This is a genomic window from Arenimonas composti TR7-09 = DSM 18010, from assembly GCF_000426365.1.
Classification (GTDB): Bacteria; Pseudomonadota; Gammaproteobacteria; order Xanthomonadales; family Xanthomonadaceae; genus Arenimonas; species Arenimonas composti.
Map to the genome: position 1 here is coordinate 118,403 of NZ_AUFF01000001.1, position 18,056 is coordinate 136,458.

The 18,056-nt window shown below is 70.8% G+C and carries 17 protein-coding genes; 6 read left to right on the forward strand and 11 right to left on the reverse strand.

Annotated elements, in window-relative coordinates; translation table 11 throughout:
• Positions 1 to 22 precede the first annotated feature (22 nt).
• The 4 genes from K311_RS0100575 to K311_RS17305 all read right to left on the reverse strand — a co-directional run bounded on the left by K311_RS0100575 (position 23) and on the right by K311_RS17305 (position 5,384).
• Positions 23 to 1,096, reverse strand: a complete 1,074-nt coding sequence (locus K311_RS0100575; protein WP_026815693.1) for a c-type cytochrome — start codon at positions 1,094 to 1,096, stop codon at positions 23 to 25.
• Positions 1,097 to 1,168: 72 nt separating this feature from the next.
• Positions 1,169 to 1,666 (reverse strand): DUF4262 domain-containing protein, encoded by a 498-nt coding sequence (locus tag K311_RS0100580; protein ID WP_051239342.1) that lies wholly within the window; start codon positions 1,664 to 1,666, stop codon positions 1,169 to 1,171.
• Positions 1,666 to 3,915 carry a DNA topoisomerase IV subunit A gene (parC, locus tag K311_RS0100585; protein ID WP_026815695.1) on the reverse strand — a complete coding sequence of 750 codons (2,250 nt, stop codon included), beginning with the start codon at positions 3,913 to 3,915 and terminating at the stop codon, positions 1,666 to 1,668. Before parC ends, K311_RS0100580 begins: the two co-directional genes overlap by 1 nt.
• A 68-nt stretch (positions 3,916 to 3,983) precedes the next feature.
• Positions 3,984 to 5,384: a GGDEF domain-containing protein gene (locus K311_RS17305; protein ID WP_051239343.1), complete on the reverse strand. Its 1,401-nt coding sequence runs from the start codon at positions 5,382 to 5,384 to the stop codon at positions 3,984 to 3,986.
• Between the two features lie 150 nt (positions 5,385 to 5,534).
• On the opposite strand from K311_RS17305, the gene K311_RS0100595 reads away from it, so the two are divergent.
• The 3 genes from K311_RS0100595 (at position 5,535) to K311_RS14630 (ending at position 7,804) form a co-directional block, all read left to right on the forward strand.
• Positions 5,535 to 6,164 (forward strand): glutathione S-transferase family protein, encoded by a 630-nt coding sequence (locus K311_RS0100595; protein ID WP_043797625.1) that lies wholly within the window; start codon positions 5,535 to 5,537, stop codon positions 6,162 to 6,164.
• A 35-nt stretch (positions 6,165 to 6,199) separates the two neighbouring features.
• Positions 6,200 to 7,462: a multidrug effflux MFS transporter gene (locus K311_RS0100600; protein ID WP_026815697.1), complete on the forward strand. Its 1,263-nt coding sequence runs from the start codon at positions 6,200 to 6,202 to the stop codon at positions 7,460 to 7,462.
• 96 nt (positions 7,463 to 7,558) lie between these two features.
• Positions 7,559 to 7,804 carry a four helix bundle protein gene (locus K311_RS14630; protein ID WP_051239344.1) on the forward strand — a complete coding sequence of 82 codons (246 nt, stop codon included), beginning with the start codon at positions 7,559 to 7,561 and terminating at the stop codon, positions 7,802 to 7,804.
• A gap of 39 nt (positions 7,805 to 7,843) precedes the next feature.
• On the opposite strand, the gene K311_RS0100610 is transcribed toward K311_RS14630, so the two are convergent.
• The 7 genes from K311_RS0100610 to K311_RS0100640 form a co-directional block, all read right to left on the reverse strand.
• Positions 7,844 to 8,920: an aromatic ring-hydroxylating oxygenase subunit alpha gene (locus K311_RS0100610; RefSeq protein WP_051239345.1), complete on the reverse strand. Its 1,077-nt coding sequence runs from the start codon at positions 8,918 to 8,920 to the stop codon at positions 7,844 to 7,846.
• 143 nt (positions 8,921 to 9,063) lie between these two features.
• Positions 9,064 to 11,127, reverse strand: coding sequence for a M2 family metallopeptidase (locus K311_RS14635; protein ID WP_245570610.1), 2,064 nt, complete (start codon positions 11,125 to 11,127; stop codon positions 9,064 to 9,066).
• A gap of 85 nt (positions 11,128 to 11,212) precedes the next feature.
• Positions 11,213 to 11,686 (reverse strand): hypothetical protein, encoded by a 474-nt coding sequence (locus K311_RS0100620; protein ID WP_026815699.1) that lies wholly within the window; start codon positions 11,684 to 11,686, stop codon positions 11,213 to 11,215.
• A 177-nt stretch (positions 11,687 to 11,863) separates the two neighbouring features.
• Positions 11,864 to 12,133 carry a cell division topological specificity factor MinE gene (gene minE, locus K311_RS0100625; RefSeq protein WP_026815700.1) on the reverse strand — a complete coding sequence of 90 codons (270 nt, stop codon included), beginning with the start codon at positions 12,131 to 12,133 and terminating at the stop codon, positions 11,864 to 11,866.
• Between the two features lie 2 nt (positions 12,134 to 12,135).
• Complete coding sequence (gene minD / locus K311_RS0100630) at positions 12,136 to 12,945, reverse strand: septum site-determining protein MinD (protein ID WP_026815701.1); 810 nt, start codon at positions 12,943 to 12,945, stop codon at positions 12,136 to 12,138.
• A gap of 50 nt (positions 12,946 to 12,995) precedes the next feature.
• Positions 12,996 to 13,769 (reverse strand): septum site-determining protein MinC, encoded by a 774-nt coding sequence (gene minC, locus K311_RS0100635; protein ID WP_026815702.1) that lies wholly within the window; start codon positions 13,767 to 13,769, stop codon positions 12,996 to 12,998.
• A gap of 3 nt (positions 13,770 to 13,772) precedes the next feature.
• The gene (locus K311_RS0100640; protein WP_026815703.1) at positions 13,773 to 14,369 is read right to left on the reverse strand and encodes a GNAT family N-acetyltransferase; all 597 of its coding nucleotides are present in this window, start codon (positions 14,367 to 14,369) and stop codon (positions 13,773 to 13,775) included.
• 149 nt (positions 14,370 to 14,518) lie between these two features.
• Here K311_RS0100640 and K311_RS0100645 point away from each other — a divergent pair, with 149 nt between their 5' ends.
• From K311_RS0100645 to K311_RS14640, 3 genes are all read left to right on the forward strand, one after another.
• Positions 14,519 to 15,697, forward strand: a complete 1,179-nt coding sequence (locus K311_RS0100645) for a sensor histidine kinase (protein WP_026815704.1) — start codon at positions 14,519 to 14,521, stop codon at positions 15,695 to 15,697.
• Positions 15,694 to 16,335, forward strand: coding sequence for a response regulator (locus K311_RS0100650; protein ID WP_026815705.1), 642 nt, complete (start codon positions 15,694 to 15,696; stop codon positions 16,333 to 16,335). Before K311_RS0100645 ends, K311_RS0100650 begins: the two co-directional genes overlap by 4 nt.
• A 240-nt stretch (positions 16,336 to 16,575) precedes the next feature.
• Positions 16,576 to 17,925 (forward strand): SRPBCC family protein, encoded by a 1,350-nt coding sequence (locus K311_RS14640; RefSeq protein WP_051239346.1) that lies wholly within the window; start codon positions 16,576 to 16,578, stop codon positions 17,923 to 17,925.
• Positions 17,926 to 18,056: the final 131 nt, after the last annotated feature.

Here is an 18,056-nt window from a genome sequence, read left to right on the forward strand (position 1 = left end):
GGCTTCAGCCGCGATGTGCGGTTCAGTCGGTGGCGACGACGATCGGATGGCCCAGGCCCACCCAGCCCTGGATGCCTTCGTACAGCACGGCGGTGTTGACGAAGCCGGCGCTGCGCAGCCGGCGCACCACCGACTCGGCGGCGGCGCGCGGGCATTCGCAGTAGGCGACGATCCAGGTGCCGTCGCTCGGCAGCGCCGCGAACACCTCGTCGGCGCTGTAGAAGGGCAGCGGCGCCGCGCCGGCGATGTGGCCGAGCCGCCAGACCGAGGGCACACGGGTGTCGAGCAGCACCATCCGGCGGCGTTCCTGCAGCGCCTTCGCGAGTTCGGCCGCCGAGACGTAGAGGCCGTCGCGCAGCGCGAACTGCGGCGGCGGCGCCTCGGGGTTCAGCACGATTTCGCTCAGCGCCGGCGGCCCGGCGACCGCGACGGGCTTCGTCCAGTCGCTGCCGCGGCTGCGCAGGAAGGCGACGACGTCGTCGATCGCGGCATCGTCGAGCTCGCCGCGGAACGAGGGCATCGGCGTGTCCTGGCGGCCCTCGACGATCGCGTGGCGCAGGAAGGCGTCGGGCGTCAGCGCCAGCATCGCCGCGTTCGCGAGCTGGGTGCCGGTGCCGCCTTCGCCGCGCTCGCCGTGGCAGCTCGCGCAGTTCTCCGCATAGACCGCGGCGCCACGTCCGGCATCGCCCGCCGCCGGCCGCTGCAGCAGCACCGTGTCGACGTCGGCAACGGTCACCAGCCACTGGTTCAGGCGCTCGATCTCGGCGAACGTCATCGGCCCGCCGATCTCGTCGACGAAACCGGCCATCGCCGTGCCGGGACGACCGTAGGCGATCGCCTCGCGCAGCAGCCAGGGCTGCGCGGATTCCAGCAGCGAACGCGAGCGCAGCGACGGCGCATGGTCGTTGGCGTGGCCGGCGCGGTCGGGGCCGTGGCAGAGCGCGCAGTAGCGCTGGTAGTCGGCCGCAGCGGCGGCGTGCTGTTCCGGCGCGAGGCGCGGTGTCGCGCGCGCTTCCGAGGTGTGCTGCGCGAACACCGGCGCCGCGAGCACGGCGAGCAGCGGCAGGAGGGTCAGGGCGCGTCGGCGGGCCGGCATGAGGCTTCCTCGGGGATCGGTCGGCGAAGTCTAGCCCCAAGCCAGCCGCCCCCCGGGGCGTGAGAACCCGCCTCAGCCGGCCGCAGACGGCGGCGCGCGGTCGAGCATCGGCTGCCAGCGGCGGAGGAAGGCGCTGGCCTGTGGCTCCCACGGCCAGCTGCCGTCGGACCCGGGATACAGCAGCTGCAGCATCGGGAACCAGTCGCGGCGGTAGAGCGCGGTGTTCCAGCCGAACCAGGTGGGCAGATGCCCCGGGTGGATCGTGCGGAATTCGACCGCCGTGCCGTCGATATAGCCCTCGGCGCGGTCGCCGTTGCGGTAGCGGCGGCCGAGCACGAGCTGGTTGCGGTACCCGTTGAGCAGCGCGTGCGCGGTGTCCTTCTTCAGCCCGATCACCGCGGCGTCGGGGGCGCTGCGCGTGCGGTTGAGGCCGATCGTGTACGAGTAGGGCGGCTGCCCGTCCTCCTCGACGACGTGCAGGATGTGGCAGCCGTATTTGCGGATGTCGTCGACGACGACCTTCAGCTGCGGGTCCATCGGTGGCGGATTCGCCGGGCCGGACGCTTCCATCAGTTCGCCTCCACCCGGTCGACCTTGGTGAAGCCGCGCGGCAGCAGGTTGCCGCGGCTCGCGCGGCTGCCCTCGTAGGCCTGCAGGTCGCGCCAGGCCAGCACCAGCTTCTGCCGCCCCGAATAGACGGTGAGTTCGCCACCGTTGCGCACGCTGGCGACCGCGACCACCTTCTCCTCGCCGGACTTCAGCTTCGCCGGCGGGATCTGCACGAGCTTGTTGCCCTTGCCCTTGTCGAGCTCGGGCAGTTCGGTGATCGGGAAGGCGAGCAGGTGGCCGGCGCTGGTGACCGCGACGATCCAGTCGGTCTTCGGATCGACCACCGGCGCCGGCGGCAGCAGCGCCGCGTCGGCATCGGCGTTGATCAGCTGCCTGCCGGCCTTCTTCTGGCCGACGAAGTTGGCGAAGCGGGTGACGAAGCCGTAGCCGAAGCTCGACGCGAGCAGGAAGCGCGCCTCGTCGTCGCCGATCGCGGCGCCGACGAAGGCCGCGCCTGCCGGCGGCGCGAAGCGGCCGCTCAGCGGTTCGCCGTTGCCGCGCGCGCTCGGCAGCGTGTGCGCCAGTGCCGAATAGGCGCGCCCACTCGAGTCCAGGAAGCCGACCTGCTGGGTGCTGCGTCCGCGCACCGCCATCAGCAGGCCGTCGCCGTCGCGGTAGGACAGCGCCGCGGCGTCGACCTCGTGGCCCTTGGCCTGGCGCGCCCAGCCCTTCTTCGACAGGACCACGGTGACCGGCTCGCTCGGCACCAGCTCGGTCTCGCTGATCGCCACCGCGGCGCCGCGCTCGACCAGCGGCGAGCGGCGGGCGTCGCCGAACTTCTTCGCGTCGGCGAGCAGCTCGTCCTTCACCAGCTTCTTCAGCTTCGCGCGGCTGCCGAGGGTGGCGACGATCTGCTCGCGCTCTTTCGCCAGCGCGTCCTGCTCGCCGCGGATCTTCATTTCCTCGAGCCGCGCGAGCTGCTTGAGCTTCGTCTCGAGGATGTATTCGGCCTGGTCGTCGCTCAGCCCGAAGCGCGCCGTCAGCACCGGCTTCGGCTCGTCCTCGCTGCGGATGATGCGGATCACCTCGTCGAGGTTCAGGAACGCGACCAGCAGGCCCTCGAGCAGGTGCAGGCGGCGTTCGACGCGCTCGAGCCGGTGGCGCAGGCGGCGGGCGACGGTGTCGGTGCGGAACTCCAGCCATTCGGCGAGGAAGGACTTCAGGTCGCGCACGCGCGGGCGACCGTCGAGGCCGATCACGTTGAAGTTGACCCGGAAGCTCTTCTCCAGGTCCGTCGTCGCGAACAGATGGCCCATCAGGCCCTCCACGTCGACCCGGTTGCTGCGCGGCACCAGCACCAGCCGCACCGGGTTCTCGTGGTCGGACTCGTCGCGCAGGTCCTCGAGCCAGGGCAGCTTCTTCGCGCGCATCTGCTGCGCGACCTGTTCCATCACCTTCGACGGCGACACCTGGTAGGGCAGCGCGGTGACGACCAGGTTGCCCTGCTCGCGGGTCCAGGTGGCGCGGGCACGCACGCTGCCGCTGCCGGTCTCGTAGATCGTGCGCAGGTCGGTGGCCGGCGAGATGATCTCGGCAGCGGTCGGGTAATCCGGGCCGCGGATGTGTTCGCACAGGTCGGCGACGGTCGCGTCGGGATCGTCGAGCAGGCGCACGCAGGCGCTGACGACCTCGTTGAGGTTGTGCGGCGGGATGTCGGTGGCCATGCCGACCGCGATGCCGGTGGTGCCGTTGAGCAGCAGGTGCGGCAGCCGCGCCGGCAGCCAGGCGGGTTCCTCGAGGGTGCCGTCGAAGTTCGGCACCCAGTCGACGGTGCCGTGCGCGAGCTCGCCGAGCAGCACTTCCGCGATCGGCGTCAGCTTCGACTCGGTATAGCGCATCGCCGCGAACGATTTCGGGTCGTCGGTCGAACCGAAATTGCCCTGGCCCTCGATCAGCGGATAGCGGTACGAGAACGGCTGCGCCATCAGCACCAGCGCCTCGTAGCAGGCGCTGTCGCCGTGCGGGTGGAACTTGCCGATGACGTCGCCGACGGTGCGCGCGGACTTCTTGGGCTTCGCGGTCGCGCCCAGGCCCAGTTCGCTCATCGCGTAGACGATGCGCCGCTGCACCGGCTTCAGGCCGTCGCCGAGGAAGGGCAGGGCGCGGTCGAGCACCACGTACATCGAATAGTCGAGGTAGGCGCGCTCGGCGTACTCGCGCAGCGGGATCTGCTCGAAGCCGTGGAAGGCGGGACGTGCGGGTTCGTTCATGCGGCGGGGGACTTCCGGAAAACCGCCATTCTAGCGGCCGCGGTCGCGGCGGCTGAGACCGCGGTCGCTCAGGCGGTCAGGCTGCGCGGCAGGTGCGCCTCGCCCGGCGGTTCGGGCGTCGAGGCGTCGGCGACGACGCTGCGGTCGCGACCGGCCCGCTTGGCGGCGTAGAGCGCGGCATTGGCGTCGTGGAAGAGGCCTTCGGCGCCCCAGCCGCGGCCGGCATCGGCGAACGCGATACCGAGGCTCAGGCTGAGGCCGGCGAACGCCGGGTTTTCGCTGGCGGCGCGCGCCACGACCGCGCGGCGGATGGCTTCGGCGAGCGCCAGCGCGGCGTCGGCGTCGTGGTCGGCGCAGGCGATCAGGAACTCGTCGCCGCCGAAGCGGCCGAACAGATCGTCGCTGCCGAGATGCTCGCGCACCACGCCGGCGACGAAGCGCAGCGCGGCGTCGCCGGTGAGGTGGCCGTGGCCGTCGTTGATCGCCTTGAAGTGGTCGCAGTCGAAGACCATCAGCGCCACCGGCTTGCGGTAATGCGCGGCGTGCGCCAGTACTTCGTCGAGCCGGCGGGCGAAGGCGGTCCGGGTCATCGCGCCGGTGAGGGCATCGGTGACCGCCGCCTGGCGCAGGCGCTCGGCCTGTTCCGCGAGGCTGCTGTTGGCCTGACGCAACTGGCGGCGGTGGCGTTCGAGCCGGGCCGCCTCGCTTTCCAGCGCCTCGGCACGGCGCAGACCGCGCAGCCAGGCCCACACCGCCGCCAGCGCCAGCGGCAGCAACAGCCAGAGCCAGCGGGAGCCGGAAGCGGCCGGTGGTGGCGGGGGAACCACCGGCAGCGGGGCCACGGCAGGAGACGGCGCCGGGGCAGCCTGGTCGGCGGCCGCTGCGGCTGCGGCTGCGGCTGCGGCGGTCGCTGGTGCCGGCGGCGCCATCGCCGCCGCCATGCGGGCGAGATACTGGTCCGCCTGATCGCGCCAGGTGCGCTCCATGCCGCGGTCGCCGCGCGCGGCCCAGAGTTCGGCGGCCGCCATCGCGGCTTCGCGGCCGAGGCGGTCGTCGCCCCGCGCGTTCGCGATCCGGGTCGCTTCATCGAAGAGCGACAGCGCGTCGTCGCCACGGCCGGCGTCGGCCAGCTCGCGTCCGCGCAGCAGCAGCGCAGCGCCGGTGGCCGCCGGGTCGCCGCTGGCCCGGGCGCGATCGAGCGCGTCCTCGCCGGCGCTGCGCGGGAGCGCCGGCGGCGTGGCCTCGGGACGGGCAGCGGCCGGCGGGGTGGCCGCCATCGCTTGCGTGGGGCTGCCGGTGGCCTGCGGACGCGCAGCTTCCCTCGGCGGCGGTGCCTGGCGCGGCGGCGGCGGACGCGCTCCCGGCGGCGGCCGGCTGCCGGGCGGCGGGCCCGGCGGACGATGCTGGGCGGCGACCGGAAGGGTCGCGGCGAGCAGCAGGCAGGCGACGGCGGCGCGGATTCGGAGCATGGGCGGCAACAGCGGACTGGCGCGCACGTTACCTGAAATCGGGGGTATCGGAAGGTCCGGACTGCCGCCGGCGAGGGTTCAGGGGCACCCGGACCGGCGGCGGTATCATGCCCGCCCGTCCCGCATCGCCGCGGGCCGCAGGAGTGATCCGTGATCCAGATCGTCGGCCGGCAGAGCTCGCACTACACGCGGCTGGTGCGGCTGTTCGCGCACGAACTCGGGCTGGCGTACGAACTCGTGCCGATCCACGCGCTGCTCAGCGACGATCCGGCGGTGTTCGCCGGCAACCCGGCGCTGAAGCTGCCGGCGCTGCGCGACGGCGATGCGGTGGTCTGGGGCAGCGGCAATGCCTGTCGCTGGCTGGCGCGCCGTGCCGGCGCCGAAGCCGGGGTCGCCTGGCCGGAGGACGCGCGCTCGCCGCTGGCGATGAACGCGCACGAGCTGGTCGCGCACGCGATGGCGGTACAGGTCGAGGTGGTCTTCCACGAGTTCGTCGCGAAACGGCCGCCCGATGCCGCCTCGCACAAGCGCCGCGCCAGCCTGATGAACACGCTCGCCTGGCTCGACGCGCAGCTCGCGACCGTGCGGGCGGAACTGCCGGCCGCGCGATTGCGCTGGCTGGAAGCGGCGCTGTTCTGCCTGCTCGAGCACCTGCCGTTCCGCAATCCGGTCGACATGAGGCCGTGGCCGCGCCTGCGCGCCTTCGTCGCCGAATGGGGCGCGCGGCCATCGGCGCTGGCGACCCCGTACGTTTTCGACCCGCCGCCTGCGGCGGCCTGACCCCCGTTTCACCCCGTTCCGGAAAGGATGCCGGCATGAGCGCCGTGACCCCGCCGATTTCCCGCCGCCGGCTGGCGCTGGTCCTCGCCGCGCTGGCGATGTTCGGGCCGTTCTCGATCGACACCGTGTTCCCCGCCTTCGCGGTGATGGCGCGCGACCTCGGCGTCGGCAAGGTGGCGATGCAGCAGACGATCAGCGTCTACCTGCTGGGCTATGCGGCGATGTCGCTTTTCCACGGGCCGATCTCCGATGCGATCGGGCGGCGTCGGGTGCTGATCGCCGGTGTCGTGGTGTTCACCGCCGCCTCGGTCGGCGCGGCGCTGGCGCCGGACATGCCGACGATGCTGGTGTTCCGCGCGCTGCAGGGCCTGAGCGCCGGCGTCGGCCTGATCGTCGGCCGCGCGGTGATCCGCGACGTGCTGCAGGGCGACGATGCGCAGCGGCTGATGAGCCAGGTGTCGATGATCTTCTCGATCGCGCCGGCGATCGCGCCGGTCATCGGCGGCTGGATCCTCGGCGCCGGCAACTGGCACCTGATCTTCTGGTTCCTCGCGGCCTTCGGCGTGCTGCTGTTCTTCGCGACCTGGCTGTGGCTGCCGGAGACGCATCCGGCGAATGCGCGGATGCCGTTCGCGCCGGTCGAGCTGGCGCGTGGTTACGGGACGATGCTCGGCAACCGCACCTTCCGCCTGCTCGCGCTGGCCGGCACCCTGAACTTCGGTGCGCTGTTCCTGTACATCGCCTCGGCGCCGGCGTTCGTGCTCGACATCCTGAAGCTCGGCGAGCAGGACTTCGGCTGGTTCTTCGCGCCGACCATCGGCGGCATGATGCTCGGCGCCTGGCTCAGCGGCCGCGCCGCCGGGCGGGTCAGCGGCCGCCGCCTGGTCGAGAGCGGTTTCGCCTGCTGCGCGGTCGCCGCGGCCTACAACATCACTTACAACGCACTGACCGATGCGCAGTCGCTGCCCTGGGCGGTGTTGCCGACGGCGATGTGCGCGTTCGGCATCGCCCTCGTGTTCCCGATCGTGACGCTTGCCCTGCTCGACATGTACCCGCGCCAGCGCGGCGGCGCCTCGTCGATGCAGGCCTTCATCGGCCTGCTGTCGAACGCCGCGATCGCCGGCCTGCTGTCACCACTGGTCAGCGGCGACCCACTGCGGCTGGCGATCACCTCGGCCTGCTTCACCGCCGCCGCCTGGGGCCTGTGGCGCTGGTACGTCGTGCACAGCGCCCGGCACCCGCATGTGCCGGATCCGGACCCGAACATCGCGCGGCACGAGCCGACGCAGGAACTGTAGTTCGTGGTTCGTACGAGGTACGAGGTAGGAAAGGCGGACGCGGGCGTTGGGCGGATTCGCAGCTCGTCCCGGCCCGCCGCGTGCCAGGCTTCGGCCATGGAACGCTCGCTGGTCTACGCGAAATCGGTAGGTTGGGTTCGCGAATCCAGGCGCGAGAAGATCCAGTTCCTTTCGATCGCGCACGTTTCCCTCGCGGAACTGCACACCCAGCTTCTGCTCTGCTGCCGCATCGAATGGCTCGACGCGCGGGAAGCGGAGCCGGCCTTCGCCCTCGCTGACGAGGTCGGGCGAATGCTCACCGTGCTCCGCCGGAAGTGGAGCGCCCCGGATCCCGCCGGGTGAGTCACCCGCGAGCGCCGCCTGCCTCGTACCTCGTACGAACTACGAACTGCCTTCCCGGTAGGCACCGCGAAGCAGCTCCTGGAAGTGGAACAGCGCGTTCTCGCGCAGCGGATTCAGCCGCCCGGGCACGTACGAGCCGGATGCCAGGCCGCGCTGCACGTGTTCGCAGATCTCGATGTCCTCGTCCTGCACCTGGTGGGCGAAGTCGTGGTCGGCCTGCTTGCGGGCTTCCCATTCCTCGCCTTCGCCGGCGGCGTAGTAGTAGTCGAACTCGACGACGCAGCGCTCCGGCCCGAGCGGCAGCACGCGATTGGTCTGCAGCCTTCCCGGCAGCAGGTTGAGCATCGTGTTCGGGTAGATGAAGTAGTAGAGCGCGTCGCCGTCGCCGTAGAGGGCGTCGTCGCTCTCCAGCGGGCTGTACTGGTACGAGAACCAGTCGCCGCACTCGGTGACGTACTGGCGGTAGTCGAGCAGGCTGTTGAGCCCCGGGTGGATGTGCGGGACGTGGTAGCCCTCGAGATAGTTGTCGCAGTACACCTTCCAGTTGCAGGCGACCTCGTAGCGGTGGCGCCGGTGGAAGCCGAAGTCCTTCGGCGACAGCGTGCGCAGCGGATCGTCGAAGCCCCTGGTGAAGGCCGCGAAGTCCGGCGCGCCGTCGCCGGCGACGAAGATCAGCCCATGCCAGACGCCGACCCGCAGCTCCGGCAGGCGCACCTGGGCCATGTCGAAATCCTTCGTGTCCTTCATTTCCGGAGCGCTGCGCAACACGCCCTCGAGGGTGTAGGTCCAGCCGTGGTACTTGCAGCGCAGCGCCTTCGCGCCCTTGCCGTCGCAAAGCGCCAGCGGGCCGGCGCGGTGGCGGCAGACGTTGTGGTAGGCGCGCAGCGTGCCGGCGGTATCGCGGATCACCACCACCGGCAGCCCGGCGAGGTCGGTGACGACGTGGTCGCCGACCCCGGCGAGTGCCGATTCGTGGCCGACCAGCTGCCAGCTGCGCGCGAACACCGCGCGGCGGTCGCGCTCGAGCATCGCCTCGCCGGTGTAGAACGCCGCCGGCAGCGCGAGGGCGTGGTCGAGCGTCTGCGGTGCGAGCGGATCGGGCAGGCGGGGATTCATCGCGGCGGCTCCTGGGTGACCAGGCGAGTATCGCGCCGCGCGTCAGGGTCGGGGAAGCACGTCGCGCTGCCGCTTCGGCGGATTCCGGAATCGAGGACGGCCGGCGCATCGCTGCGCCGGCCGTCAGGGAGCACGCGCTGTGATCAGGCGTCGGCTTCGTCGTCCGCCGGAGCCGCGTCCGCCGGAGCGGCGTCGGCGTCGGCGTCGGCCGCATCGGCATCGACGGCGTCGGCCGGCGCGGCCGCGGCGGGCGCTTCGGCCGCCGCCCAGCCGCAGGTGCGGCCCTGGTTCTGCTGCACCAGCCACTCCTGCAGCGGCGCGAAGTATTCCAGCACCGCCGAGGCGTCCATCTGCTCGCCGCCGGTCAGTTCCTTCAGCGTCTGCTGCCACGGCTGCGAGGCGCCGCGCTGCATCATCGCCCAGTAACGGCGACCCGCTTCCGCGTTGTCGGCGAAGTTGCAGGTGTACAGCGGGCCCTGGTGGCCGGCGGCGTCGCACAGCGCCTTGTAGAACTGGAACTGCAGCACGTGCGAGAGGAAGTAGCGCGTGTACGGGGTGTTGCCCGGCACGTGGTACTTCGCGCCCGCGTCGAAGAAGTCCTCGCCGCGCGCCTCGACCGGCGCCACGCCCTGGTACTTCGCCTTCAGCTCCCACCACGCGGCGTTGTAGCGGTCCGGGCTGATCGAGCCGTCGAACACGCCCCAGCGCCAGCGGTCGATCATCAGGCCGAAGGGCAGGAAGGCGACCTTCGACAGCGCCATGCGCATCTGCGAGTTGATCACCGCCTCCTGGCTGACGGCCGGCTTGTCGACCAGGCCGATCGAGGCCAGGTATTCCGGGGTCATCGACAGCACGATGGTGTCGCCGATCGCCTCGTGGAAGCCGTCGTGCGCGCCGTTCTGGAACAGCGGCGTCTGGCCATGGTAGGCGAGGTAGTAATAGATGTGGCCGAGTTCGTGATAGATCGTGGTGAGCTCTTCCTCGTTCGGCTTGATGCACATCTTGATGCGCACGTCCTCGCCGACGGTGTCCATCGGCCAGGCGCTGGCGTGGCAGACGACGTCGCGGTCGCGCGGCTGCACCAGCATCGACTTCTCCCAGAACGACTCGGGCAGCTGCGGCATGCCCAGGCCGGTGTAGAAGCTCTCGGCGAGGCGGGTCATGCGCGTCGCCATCTCGATGTCGGCCTTGCGCTCGAGCTCGACCTGCTGCGCCGGCGTCAGCCGCATGAAGCCGCCCGCACGCGCGGCGAGCTCGTTGAGGATGCCGTCGCGCTGGCGCTGCAGGGCGCCGGTGATGTCGAGGCTGCCGACGCCCTCGTAGGGCTGCAGCAGCGGCCACAGGTTCGACCAGTCCTGCTGCCACAGGTTGCCGGTGAGGTGGGCCGGGATCATGCCGTCGACCGAGCCGCGCTCGCCGTATTTCTCCTCGAGCTTGCCGCGGGTGTAGCACTGCAGCTGCTCGTACAGCGGCTGCACCTGGCCCCACAGGCGGTCGGCCTCGGCCTGGAAGTCCTCGGCCGGCATGTCGTAGCCGGCGCGCCAGACCTCGCCGGTGTTGGCGAAGCCCATCTCGCGGGCACCTTCGTTGGTCAGCTCGACGAAGCGCTGGTACTTCTCGCGCATCGGGATCGAGATCGTGTGCCAGCCTTCCCAGGCCGCGCGCATCTCGTCGTAGCTGCTGCTCTCGGTCGCCGCGAGCACTTCGCTGATCTCGCCGATGTCCATGCAGTCGTCGCCCGACTTGCCCGGCGGGCACCACTTGCCGGCGCCGTACATGCCGCCGAGTTCGCTGGCGAGGTTGGAGAGTTCGTTGAGCCTGGCCGGATCGCGCGGTGCCGGCATCGAGGCGCCGGTCTTGATCAGCAGCAGCGAGCGCGCGGTCTCCGGCGACAGGCCGTTGCCGTCGTAGCGCTTGGCCTGTTCGATGAAGGCGTTGAGCTGGGTCAGCCAGCGCTCGTTGGCGGCCGCCTCGACGCGCTGGCTGTCGTCGTTGATGTAGGTCGCGCCGAGCCAGGCCGCCGAGCTGAACTCCGGCGTCATCTTCTTCAGGGTCTCGTTGGCGCGGGCGACGAAGGCGTCGGCCGACTCGTTTTCGGTGCCGCCGCCGGTGGTTCCGTCGCCGGTCCGGTTGGCCGGGCCGCAGGCGGCGAGGGACAGCAGACCGGTGGAAATCGCGAGCGCGAGCAGGGCGCGGTGGGCTTTCACGGGAGGCACTCCAGGACGGGAAACGCAGGGAGCGGGCAGGCTAGACCCGTCGCAGGCCGGCCGCAAGGGCGCGCCACCCCCGCGCTCAGGGCATCCCGATCGCGGCCAGGAAGGCGCGCGCGTCCTCGGCATCCCGCTCGAACCAGGCCTGCGTCGAACCGAGGCGGAAGGTGTAGCCCCAGGCGTCCATGTCGGCCATCAGGCGCGCGCTGCCGACGCCGGGAAGACGCGCGGCGAGGAGGATCTGCAGGCAGCAGGCGGCGTCCTCCTCGGGCACCGAGTCGGTGGCATCGGTATGCACCGCGGCACGCCGCTCGGGCGGCATCACCAGCAGGTGGCAGGCCTCGTGCAGCAGCGAATGCACCGGCGTGTCGGCACGGGCGTGGACCGTCGTGCCGATCAGCCCGGCCTCGTCCTCGCCCCAGTAGCTGCCCGGAATCACCTCGCCATCGGCCACCTGCACGAGCTGCAGTCCATAGGCCTCGAGCAGCGCCCGCGGCGCCTCGAAGCCGATGTCGCGCAGTCGCAGCACGTCGGCACCCGGGGCGGCGGCGCTCATCGGGCAACGAAAATGCAGGAAGGAGAAGCCGCGGACGAGCGCGGACGAACACGGATCAAGCCGAAGCAGGATTGAATTGCTCTTGCCGTATCCGTGTTCATCCGCGCTCGTCCGCCTTCATCCGTGTCGGACGCTCTCTGCCGGCAGCACCCACGCCACCCGGTTTCCCGGCGAGGATCAGCCGGCCGCCGGCGCCGGCTTGTCGGGCAGGGTGACCGAGATGTCGAGCAGCTCGCTGTCGCCGTCCTTGTGCAGGTCGACCTTGACCGCCTCGGCGTCGATGTTGATGTACTTGCGGATGACCTCGAGCAGCTCGCGCTGCAGCACCGGCAGGTAGTCGGGGGCGTTGCGGGCGCGCCGTTCCTGCTGGATCAGGATCTGCAGCCGGTCCTTCGCCACGCTGGCGGTGTTCTGGTTGCGCCGGGTCAGGAAGTCGAAGATGCCCATGCCTAGCCTCCGAACATCTTGGCGAAGAAGCCCTTCTTCTCCACCGTGGTGAAGCGCATCGGCCGGTCCTCGCCGAGGATGCGCGCGACCGCGTCGGTATAGGCCTGGCCGGCCGCCGACGCGTCGTCGAGGATCACCGGCACGCCGGCGTTCGAGCTCTGCAGGACTTCCGGCGATTCCGGGATCACGCCGACCACGTCGAGGCCGAGGATCTCCTGCACGTCCTTGATCGACAGCATCTCGCCCTTCTCGACGCGGGCCGGGTTGTAGCGGGTCAGCAGCAGGTGTTCCTTGACCCGTTCGCCGGCCTCGGCCTTCTTCGTCTTGCTGGCGAGCAGGCCGAGGATGCGGTCGGAGTCGCGCACCGAGCTCACCTCCGGGTTCACCACGACCACCGCGCGGTCTGCGAAGTACATCGCCAGGAACGCGCCTTTCTCGATGCCGGCCGGGCTGTCGCAGACGATGAAGTCGAAGCCCTCGTCGGCGAGGTCCTTCAGCACCTTCTCCACGCCTTCCTTCGTCAGCGCGTCCTTGTCGCGGGTCTGCGAGGCGGCGAGCACGTACAGGTTCTCGAAGCGCTTGTCCTTGATCAGCGCCTGGCGCAGGTTGGCCTCGCCGTTGACGACGTTGACGAAGTCGTAAACGACGCGCCGCTCGCAGCCCATGATCAGGTCGAGGTTGCGCAGGCCGACGTCGAAGTCGATCACCGCCGTCTTCTTTCCGGCCCGTGCCAGGCCACAGGCGAGGGAAGCACTGGTCGTGGTCTTGCCGACGCCGCCCTTGCCCGAGGTCACCACGATGATTTCAGCCAATGTCGTTCTCCGTGACGCTTTGTCGCGCCGGTCCGGCGCGGTTGTGGGTTTCAGTCGAGCTGCTCGATCAGCAGCTTGTCATTCTCGAGGCGGATCTGCACCGGTTTGCCGACCAGTTCCGGCGGGATCTCCTCGAGCACCTTGTAGTGGCCCGCGACGGCGACCAGCTCGGCATGGAACTCGCGGCAGAAGATCCGCGCACTGGTGAGCCCGGAGGCACCGGCGAGGGCGCGGCCGCGCAGGGCGCCGTAGACGTGGATGCTGCCGTCGGCGATGACCTCGGCACCGGCGCCGACCGTCGCCAGGATCGTCAGGTCGCGGTCCTGGGCGTAGACCTGCTGGCCGGAGCGCACCGGCTGCAGCTGGATCGGCCCGGGTTCGGCGCGCGCGGCAGCCGGCGGCGCTGCCGCGGGTGCCGGGGCCGGGGCCTCGACCGCGCGCGGCGGCGGCGCGGCTTCGGCGGCGGCCTCGCCCTCGCGTTCGTAAGCGGCGCGGAACTTCGCCAGCAGCGGCAGGCCGAGCTGCTCGGCGAGCGCCTCGACCTCGCGGGTGCCGTAGGCCAGCGCGACCGGGATCACGCCGGCCCCGTGCAGCGCGTCGAGCAGCCGCTTCGCCTCGGCGGCGCCGGGACAGCGGCTGAGGCCGCCGAAATCGACGATCACCGCCGCGCGCGCGAAGAGCTTCGGGGCCCGCCGCACGCGCTCGGCCATTTCTTCGGCCAGCCGGTCCGGGTCGAGCTCGCGGATCCGCAGGTTGGCGATGCCGACCTGGCCGAACTTGAGGTCGCCGGCCTGTTCGTAGTTGACGCCCGTGTTCGCCGCCATGCCTCAGGTACCGGTCGCCAGGGCCTGGGCGCGTCCCGGCAGGGCGCGGGCGCGCAGCCAGGGCACGTCGGGCAGGCGGCTGCCGTAGGTCTGCGCGACCCAGGGATAGCTGGCCAGTTCCTTCTGCAGCATCGAGGCGCGGATGTCGGTCCCCGGCATCGTCTGCTGGCCGACCTCGCGGAAGCCGAAACTGCCGTGGAAGAGCAGAGCGGGGTCGTTGCCGGACTGCAGGAAGACCTCGCAGCACAGCAGCGGCCAGCGCACCTCGGCGAAGCTCTGCACGTCGGCGTAGAAGGCCCGGCCGCGGCCACCGCCGCGGCGCTGCCGCGCGATCACGATGCGGTCGATGTACAGGAACCGCCCGTCGCGCTCCCGGAACCAGCGGAAATTCGGACTGTCGTGCGGCGCGTCCTGGCTCAGCGCGATCAGGAAGCCGGTGATCAGACCGTCCTGCTCGGCGACACGGAAGTATTCCGCGTGTTCCCAGAAGAACCGGAGCCGAGCCGCATCCATCGGCAGGATGGAGGCACCGGCGGCGTTGTTCAGCGCGAGCACGGAATCGAGCTCGTGCTCGCGAACGTCGCGGAGGGTGAATGGCATTGCGTTCGAACTCCGAAGGCGGGAAGGCCGCAGGTCCGCAACCGGCGGGCGATCGGGCCGGGATTATCGCACGCCCGGCGCGGGCGGCCATCCCGCCGCATGACTTCCGGGGCGCCAGACCCGGCGCGGCCCGGCCTATGATGCGCGGCATGATCAACCGCCTCTCGCACACGCAGTTGCTGCGCTATGCCGGCCTCTTCACGTGGGCCGTGGTCGGCGTGCCGGTCGTCGTGCTGACCTGGTTCGTGCCGCCGCTGGCGAATGCCGACGGGGTCGAGATCGTCGGCCGCCCGGGCGTGGTGCTGATCATCCTGGCCTACATCGCCTTCGGGCTGATCTACTGGCTGTTGACCCGCGGCATGGGCGTGACCCGCAGCTCCCGGCCGACCGACCTGCTGCTGCTGGCGGCACTGACGGTGTCGGCGATCCTGATCAGTGTCGAGACCGGCAGCGGCGTCGGCGCGGTGCTGATGATGGTCATCGCCGGGGTCACCCCCTGGCTGGTGCCGGTGCGGGTCGCGGTGATCTGGCTGGTGCTGCAGCACGCGGCGCTGGTGCCGGTGTTCCGCAACTTCGAGGGCTTCACGACCGGCCTGGCGGTCCTGCAGGCGATGACCTACATCGGCTATTCGAGCTTCGCGATGGTGATCGGCCTGGTGGCCCGCCAGCAGGCGCAGGCGCGCGAGGAGCAGCGCCGGCTCAACGCCGAACTGAGGGCGACCCGGGCGCTGCTCGCCGAGAGCTCGCGGATGAGCGAGCGGGTGCGCATCTCGCGCGAGCTGCACGATCTGCTGGGCCACCACCTGACCGCGCTGAGCCTGAACCTCGAGGTCGCCGGCCACCTGACCGAGGGCCGCGCCCAGGAACACGTGCGCCAGAGCCACACCCTCGCCAAGCTGCTGCTCACCGACGTGCGCGAGGCGGTCAGCGAGATGCGCGAGGACGGCCACGTCGATCTCGGCGGCGCCGTGCGCACGCTGATCGAGGGGGTGCCGGCGCTCGACATCCGCCTCGAGATCACCGAGCCGCTGAACATCGAGGACCCCGAGCGCGCGCACGTGCTGCTGCGCTGCACCCAGGAGGTCATCACCAATGCCGTGCGCCACGCCGGCGCGTCGACGCTGTGGCTGTCGATCGCCCGCGACGCCGGTGAGGCCCGCATCTTCGCCCGCGACGACGGCCAGGGCGCCGAGGAACCGACCCCCGGCAACGGCCTGCGTGGCATGCGCGAACGCCTCGCCGCCCACGGCGGCCGGGTCGATATCATCACCCGGCGCGGGCAGGGCTTCGCGCTGGACATCCGCCTTCCACTGGAGAACCCCGCATGATCCGTGTCTGCCTGGTCGACGATCAGACCCTGGTGCGCCAGGGCGTGAAGTCGCTGCTGGAACTGGCGGAGAACATCGAAGTGATCGCCGAGGCCGGCGACGGCCGCCAGGCCGTCGAGCTGATCCCGCAGGTCAAGCCCGACGTGGTGCTGATGGACATGCGCATGCCGGTGATGTCCGGCCTCGAGGCGCTGCAGGCGCTGAGCGCCCGCGGCCAGCTGCCGCCGACCATCATCCTGACGACCTTCGACGACGACCAGCTGGTGCTGGCCGGCATCAAGGCAGGCGCCAAGGGCTACCTGCTCAAGGACGTGACCCTGGACCAGCTGGTGAACGCGATCCAGACCGTCGCCGAGGGCGGCTCGCTGGTGCAGCCGGCGGTCACCCAGCGGCTGCTGTCCGGGCTCGAGGGCCTGCAGAACGAGTTCGTGAGCCTCGACCAGCCCGATCCGCTGACCGAGCGCGAGACCGAGATCCTGCGGCTGATGGCCGGCGGTTTCTCCAACAAGGAGATCGCCAACTCGCTCGGCGTCGCCGAGGGAACGGTGAAGAACCACGTCTCCAACATCCTGTCCAAGCTCGGTGTGCGCGACCGGACGCGGGCGGTGCTGAAGGCCTTCGAGCTCAAGCTCGTCTGAGAGCGTTAGTTCGTAGTTCGTACGAGTCACGAGGCAGGACGGCCCGCGCTGCGCGCGGGGCGGCAGGCCGTCCGGCCGCCGCGGACCCCGCCCTGGCCCGGGCGCCTCACACCCCGACGACTACGAACTACCTGGTACGAACTACGAACTGCTTTTGGCCCCGGTCCGCCCCTGCTATCCTCCCCCGTTCCTGCGGCCGGGCTGAAGCTCCTGCCGGGGCCGTTCCTGGAGAGCTTGCGAATGACCCGAGTTATCGAGTGGCTTATTTCCCTGGCGATCGTCGCCGTCCTGTTCGTGCTGATCGGCGTTTTCCTGCCGTCGAAGCGCTCGGTGTCGCATGAGATCGAGACGAACCGGCCGATGTCGACCGTCACCGACCTGGTCGGCAGCTTCACCCGCTTCCGCGACTGGAATGCGCTGATCAACCACGACCCGCAGATGAAGATCGACATCTCGGGCCCGGAGCACGGCGTCGGCGCCCGCCTCGATTACCAGTCGCGCCACGCCCGCGTCGGCGGCGGCAGCTGGGAGCTGGTCGAGGAGATTCCCGGCGAGCGCATGGTCTACGCGGTGACGAACAACCGCCGCGGCGACAACAAGCGCATGACCTTCACCTTCGAGCGCACCGGCCAGCGCAACCAGAACGTCAAGATCACCCAGCGCTACACCGTCGACTACGGCTGGGACCTGCTGGGCCGCTACGCCGGCATGTACGCCACCGACGTCGTCGGCGACGACATCAAGCTCGGCCTCGGCAAGCTCGCGAACCTGCTGGCGACGATCCCGCGCTTCGACTACTCGGTGCACCCGAACGAGTTCCAGGTCGTCGATTTCCCGGCGCAGAACGTGCTGCTCGCCAATGCCGACGCGCAGCGCACCAACGACGACATCGCGCTGGCGATGACGAACCAGCTCAAGTGGATCGAGCGCGTGATGGAGGAGAACAACCTCGAGCGCGCCGGCCCGATGCGGATCGTCACCAACGAGTTCAACACCGAGCGCTACAACTTCGACGTCGTCGTGCCGATCCGCCGCAAGGGCACCGGCCCGGCCGACGCGTCGGCGCCGGCCGCCGCCGCGGATGCGGATGCGGAGACCGACGCCGCGGGCGAGGGCGATGCCGCCGCGAACGCCGACGAGCCGGCCTTCGGCACCGGCAACGCGCCGCTGCCGGCCACCGACGGCGCCCCGCTCGAGCGCTTCGAACTCAAGCTCGAGGGCGACCGCAATCCGGTCATCTACGCGCAGACGCCGGCCTTCCGTGCGGCCACGACGACCTACGTCGGTCCGTCGCCGGGCCTGGCGCGCGTGCGTGACCTGGTGCGTGCCTGGGCGATCGTCCGCGGCTACGAGGTCTACGACCGCGCGATCGAGGACTACCAGATCGAGATCCGCAACATGCTCAACGACGACGCGCTGTTCCGGGTCTACTACCCGGTGCGTCGCCCGGGCGAGACGACCGGCGTGATCGAACAGATCAACCCGCCGCCGCAGGCCGACGAGGACGAAGCGCCGGCCGCCGTGGAGGAAGGCTCCGGCGAGGAGGCCGCAGCCCCGGCCGGCGACGGCGAGGCCGCCACCGCCGAGTGATTCACCAGCAGGGCGGGCCGAGTGCCCGCCCTGCCGTTTCCGGGCCCGGCGTCGCGCCGGGAACCTGCGGCCCGGACGATGGTCTTACCGGGCCGACGTCGCCGCCGCCCCGCGCCCGCAAGACGAGAACC

Excerpts from the sequence above, each read along its gene's own strand:
- K311_RS0100575 (WP_026815693.1), bottom strand. The coding sequence starts at position 1,096 with ATGCCGGCCCGCCGACGCGCCCTGACCCTCCTGCCGCTGCTCGCCGTG.
- K311_RS0100610 (WP_051239345.1), bottom strand. The coding sequence starts at position 8,920 with ATGAATCCCCGCCTGCCCGATCCGCTCGCACCGCAGACGCTCGACCAC.
- K311_RS17305 (WP_051239343.1), bottom strand. The coding sequence starts at position 5,384 with ATGCTCCGAATCCGCGCCGCCGTCGCCTGCCTGCTGCTCGCCGCGACC.
- K311_RS0100640 (WP_026815703.1), bottom strand. The coding sequence starts at position 14,369 with ATGCCATTCACCCTCCGCGACGTTCGCGAGCACGAGCTCGATTCCGTG.
- K311_RS0100600 (WP_026815697.1), top strand. The coding sequence starts at position 6,200 with ATGAGCGCCGTGACCCCGCCGATTTCCCGCCGCCGGCTGGCGCTGGTC.
- parC (WP_026815695.1), bottom strand. The coding sequence starts at position 3,915 with ATGAACGAACCCGCACGTCCCGCCTTCCACGGCTTCGAGCAGATCCCG.
- K311_RS14640 (WP_051239346.1), top strand. The coding sequence starts at position 16,576 with ATGACCCGAGTTATCGAGTGGCTTATTTCCCTGGCGATCGTCGCCGTC.
- K311_RS0100645 (WP_026815704.1), top strand. The coding sequence starts at position 14,519 with ATGATCAACCGCCTCTCGCACACGCAGTTGCTGCGCTATGCCGGCCTC.
- K311_RS0100650 (WP_026815705.1), top strand. The coding sequence starts at position 15,694 with ATGATCCGTGTCTGCCTGGTCGACGATCAGACCCTGGTGCGCCAGGGC.
- K311_RS0100620 (WP_026815699.1), bottom strand. The coding sequence starts at position 11,686 with ATGAGCGCCGCCGCCCCGGGTGCCGACGTGCTGCGACTGCGCGACATC.
- K311_RS0100580 (WP_051239342.1), bottom strand. The coding sequence starts at position 1,666 with ATGGAAGCGTCCGGCCCGGCGAATCCGCCACCGATGGACCCGCAGCTG.
- minE (WP_026815700.1), bottom strand. The coding sequence starts at position 12,133 with ATGGGCATCTTCGACTTCCTGACCCGGCGCAACCAGAACACCGCCAGC.
- K311_RS14630 (WP_051239344.1), top strand. The coding sequence starts at position 7,559 with ATGGAACGCTCGCTGGTCTACGCGAAATCGGTAGGTTGGGTTCGCGAA.
- minC (WP_026815702.1), bottom strand. The coding sequence starts at position 13,769 with ATGGCGGCGAACACGGGCGTCAACTACGAACAGGCCGGCGACCTCAAG.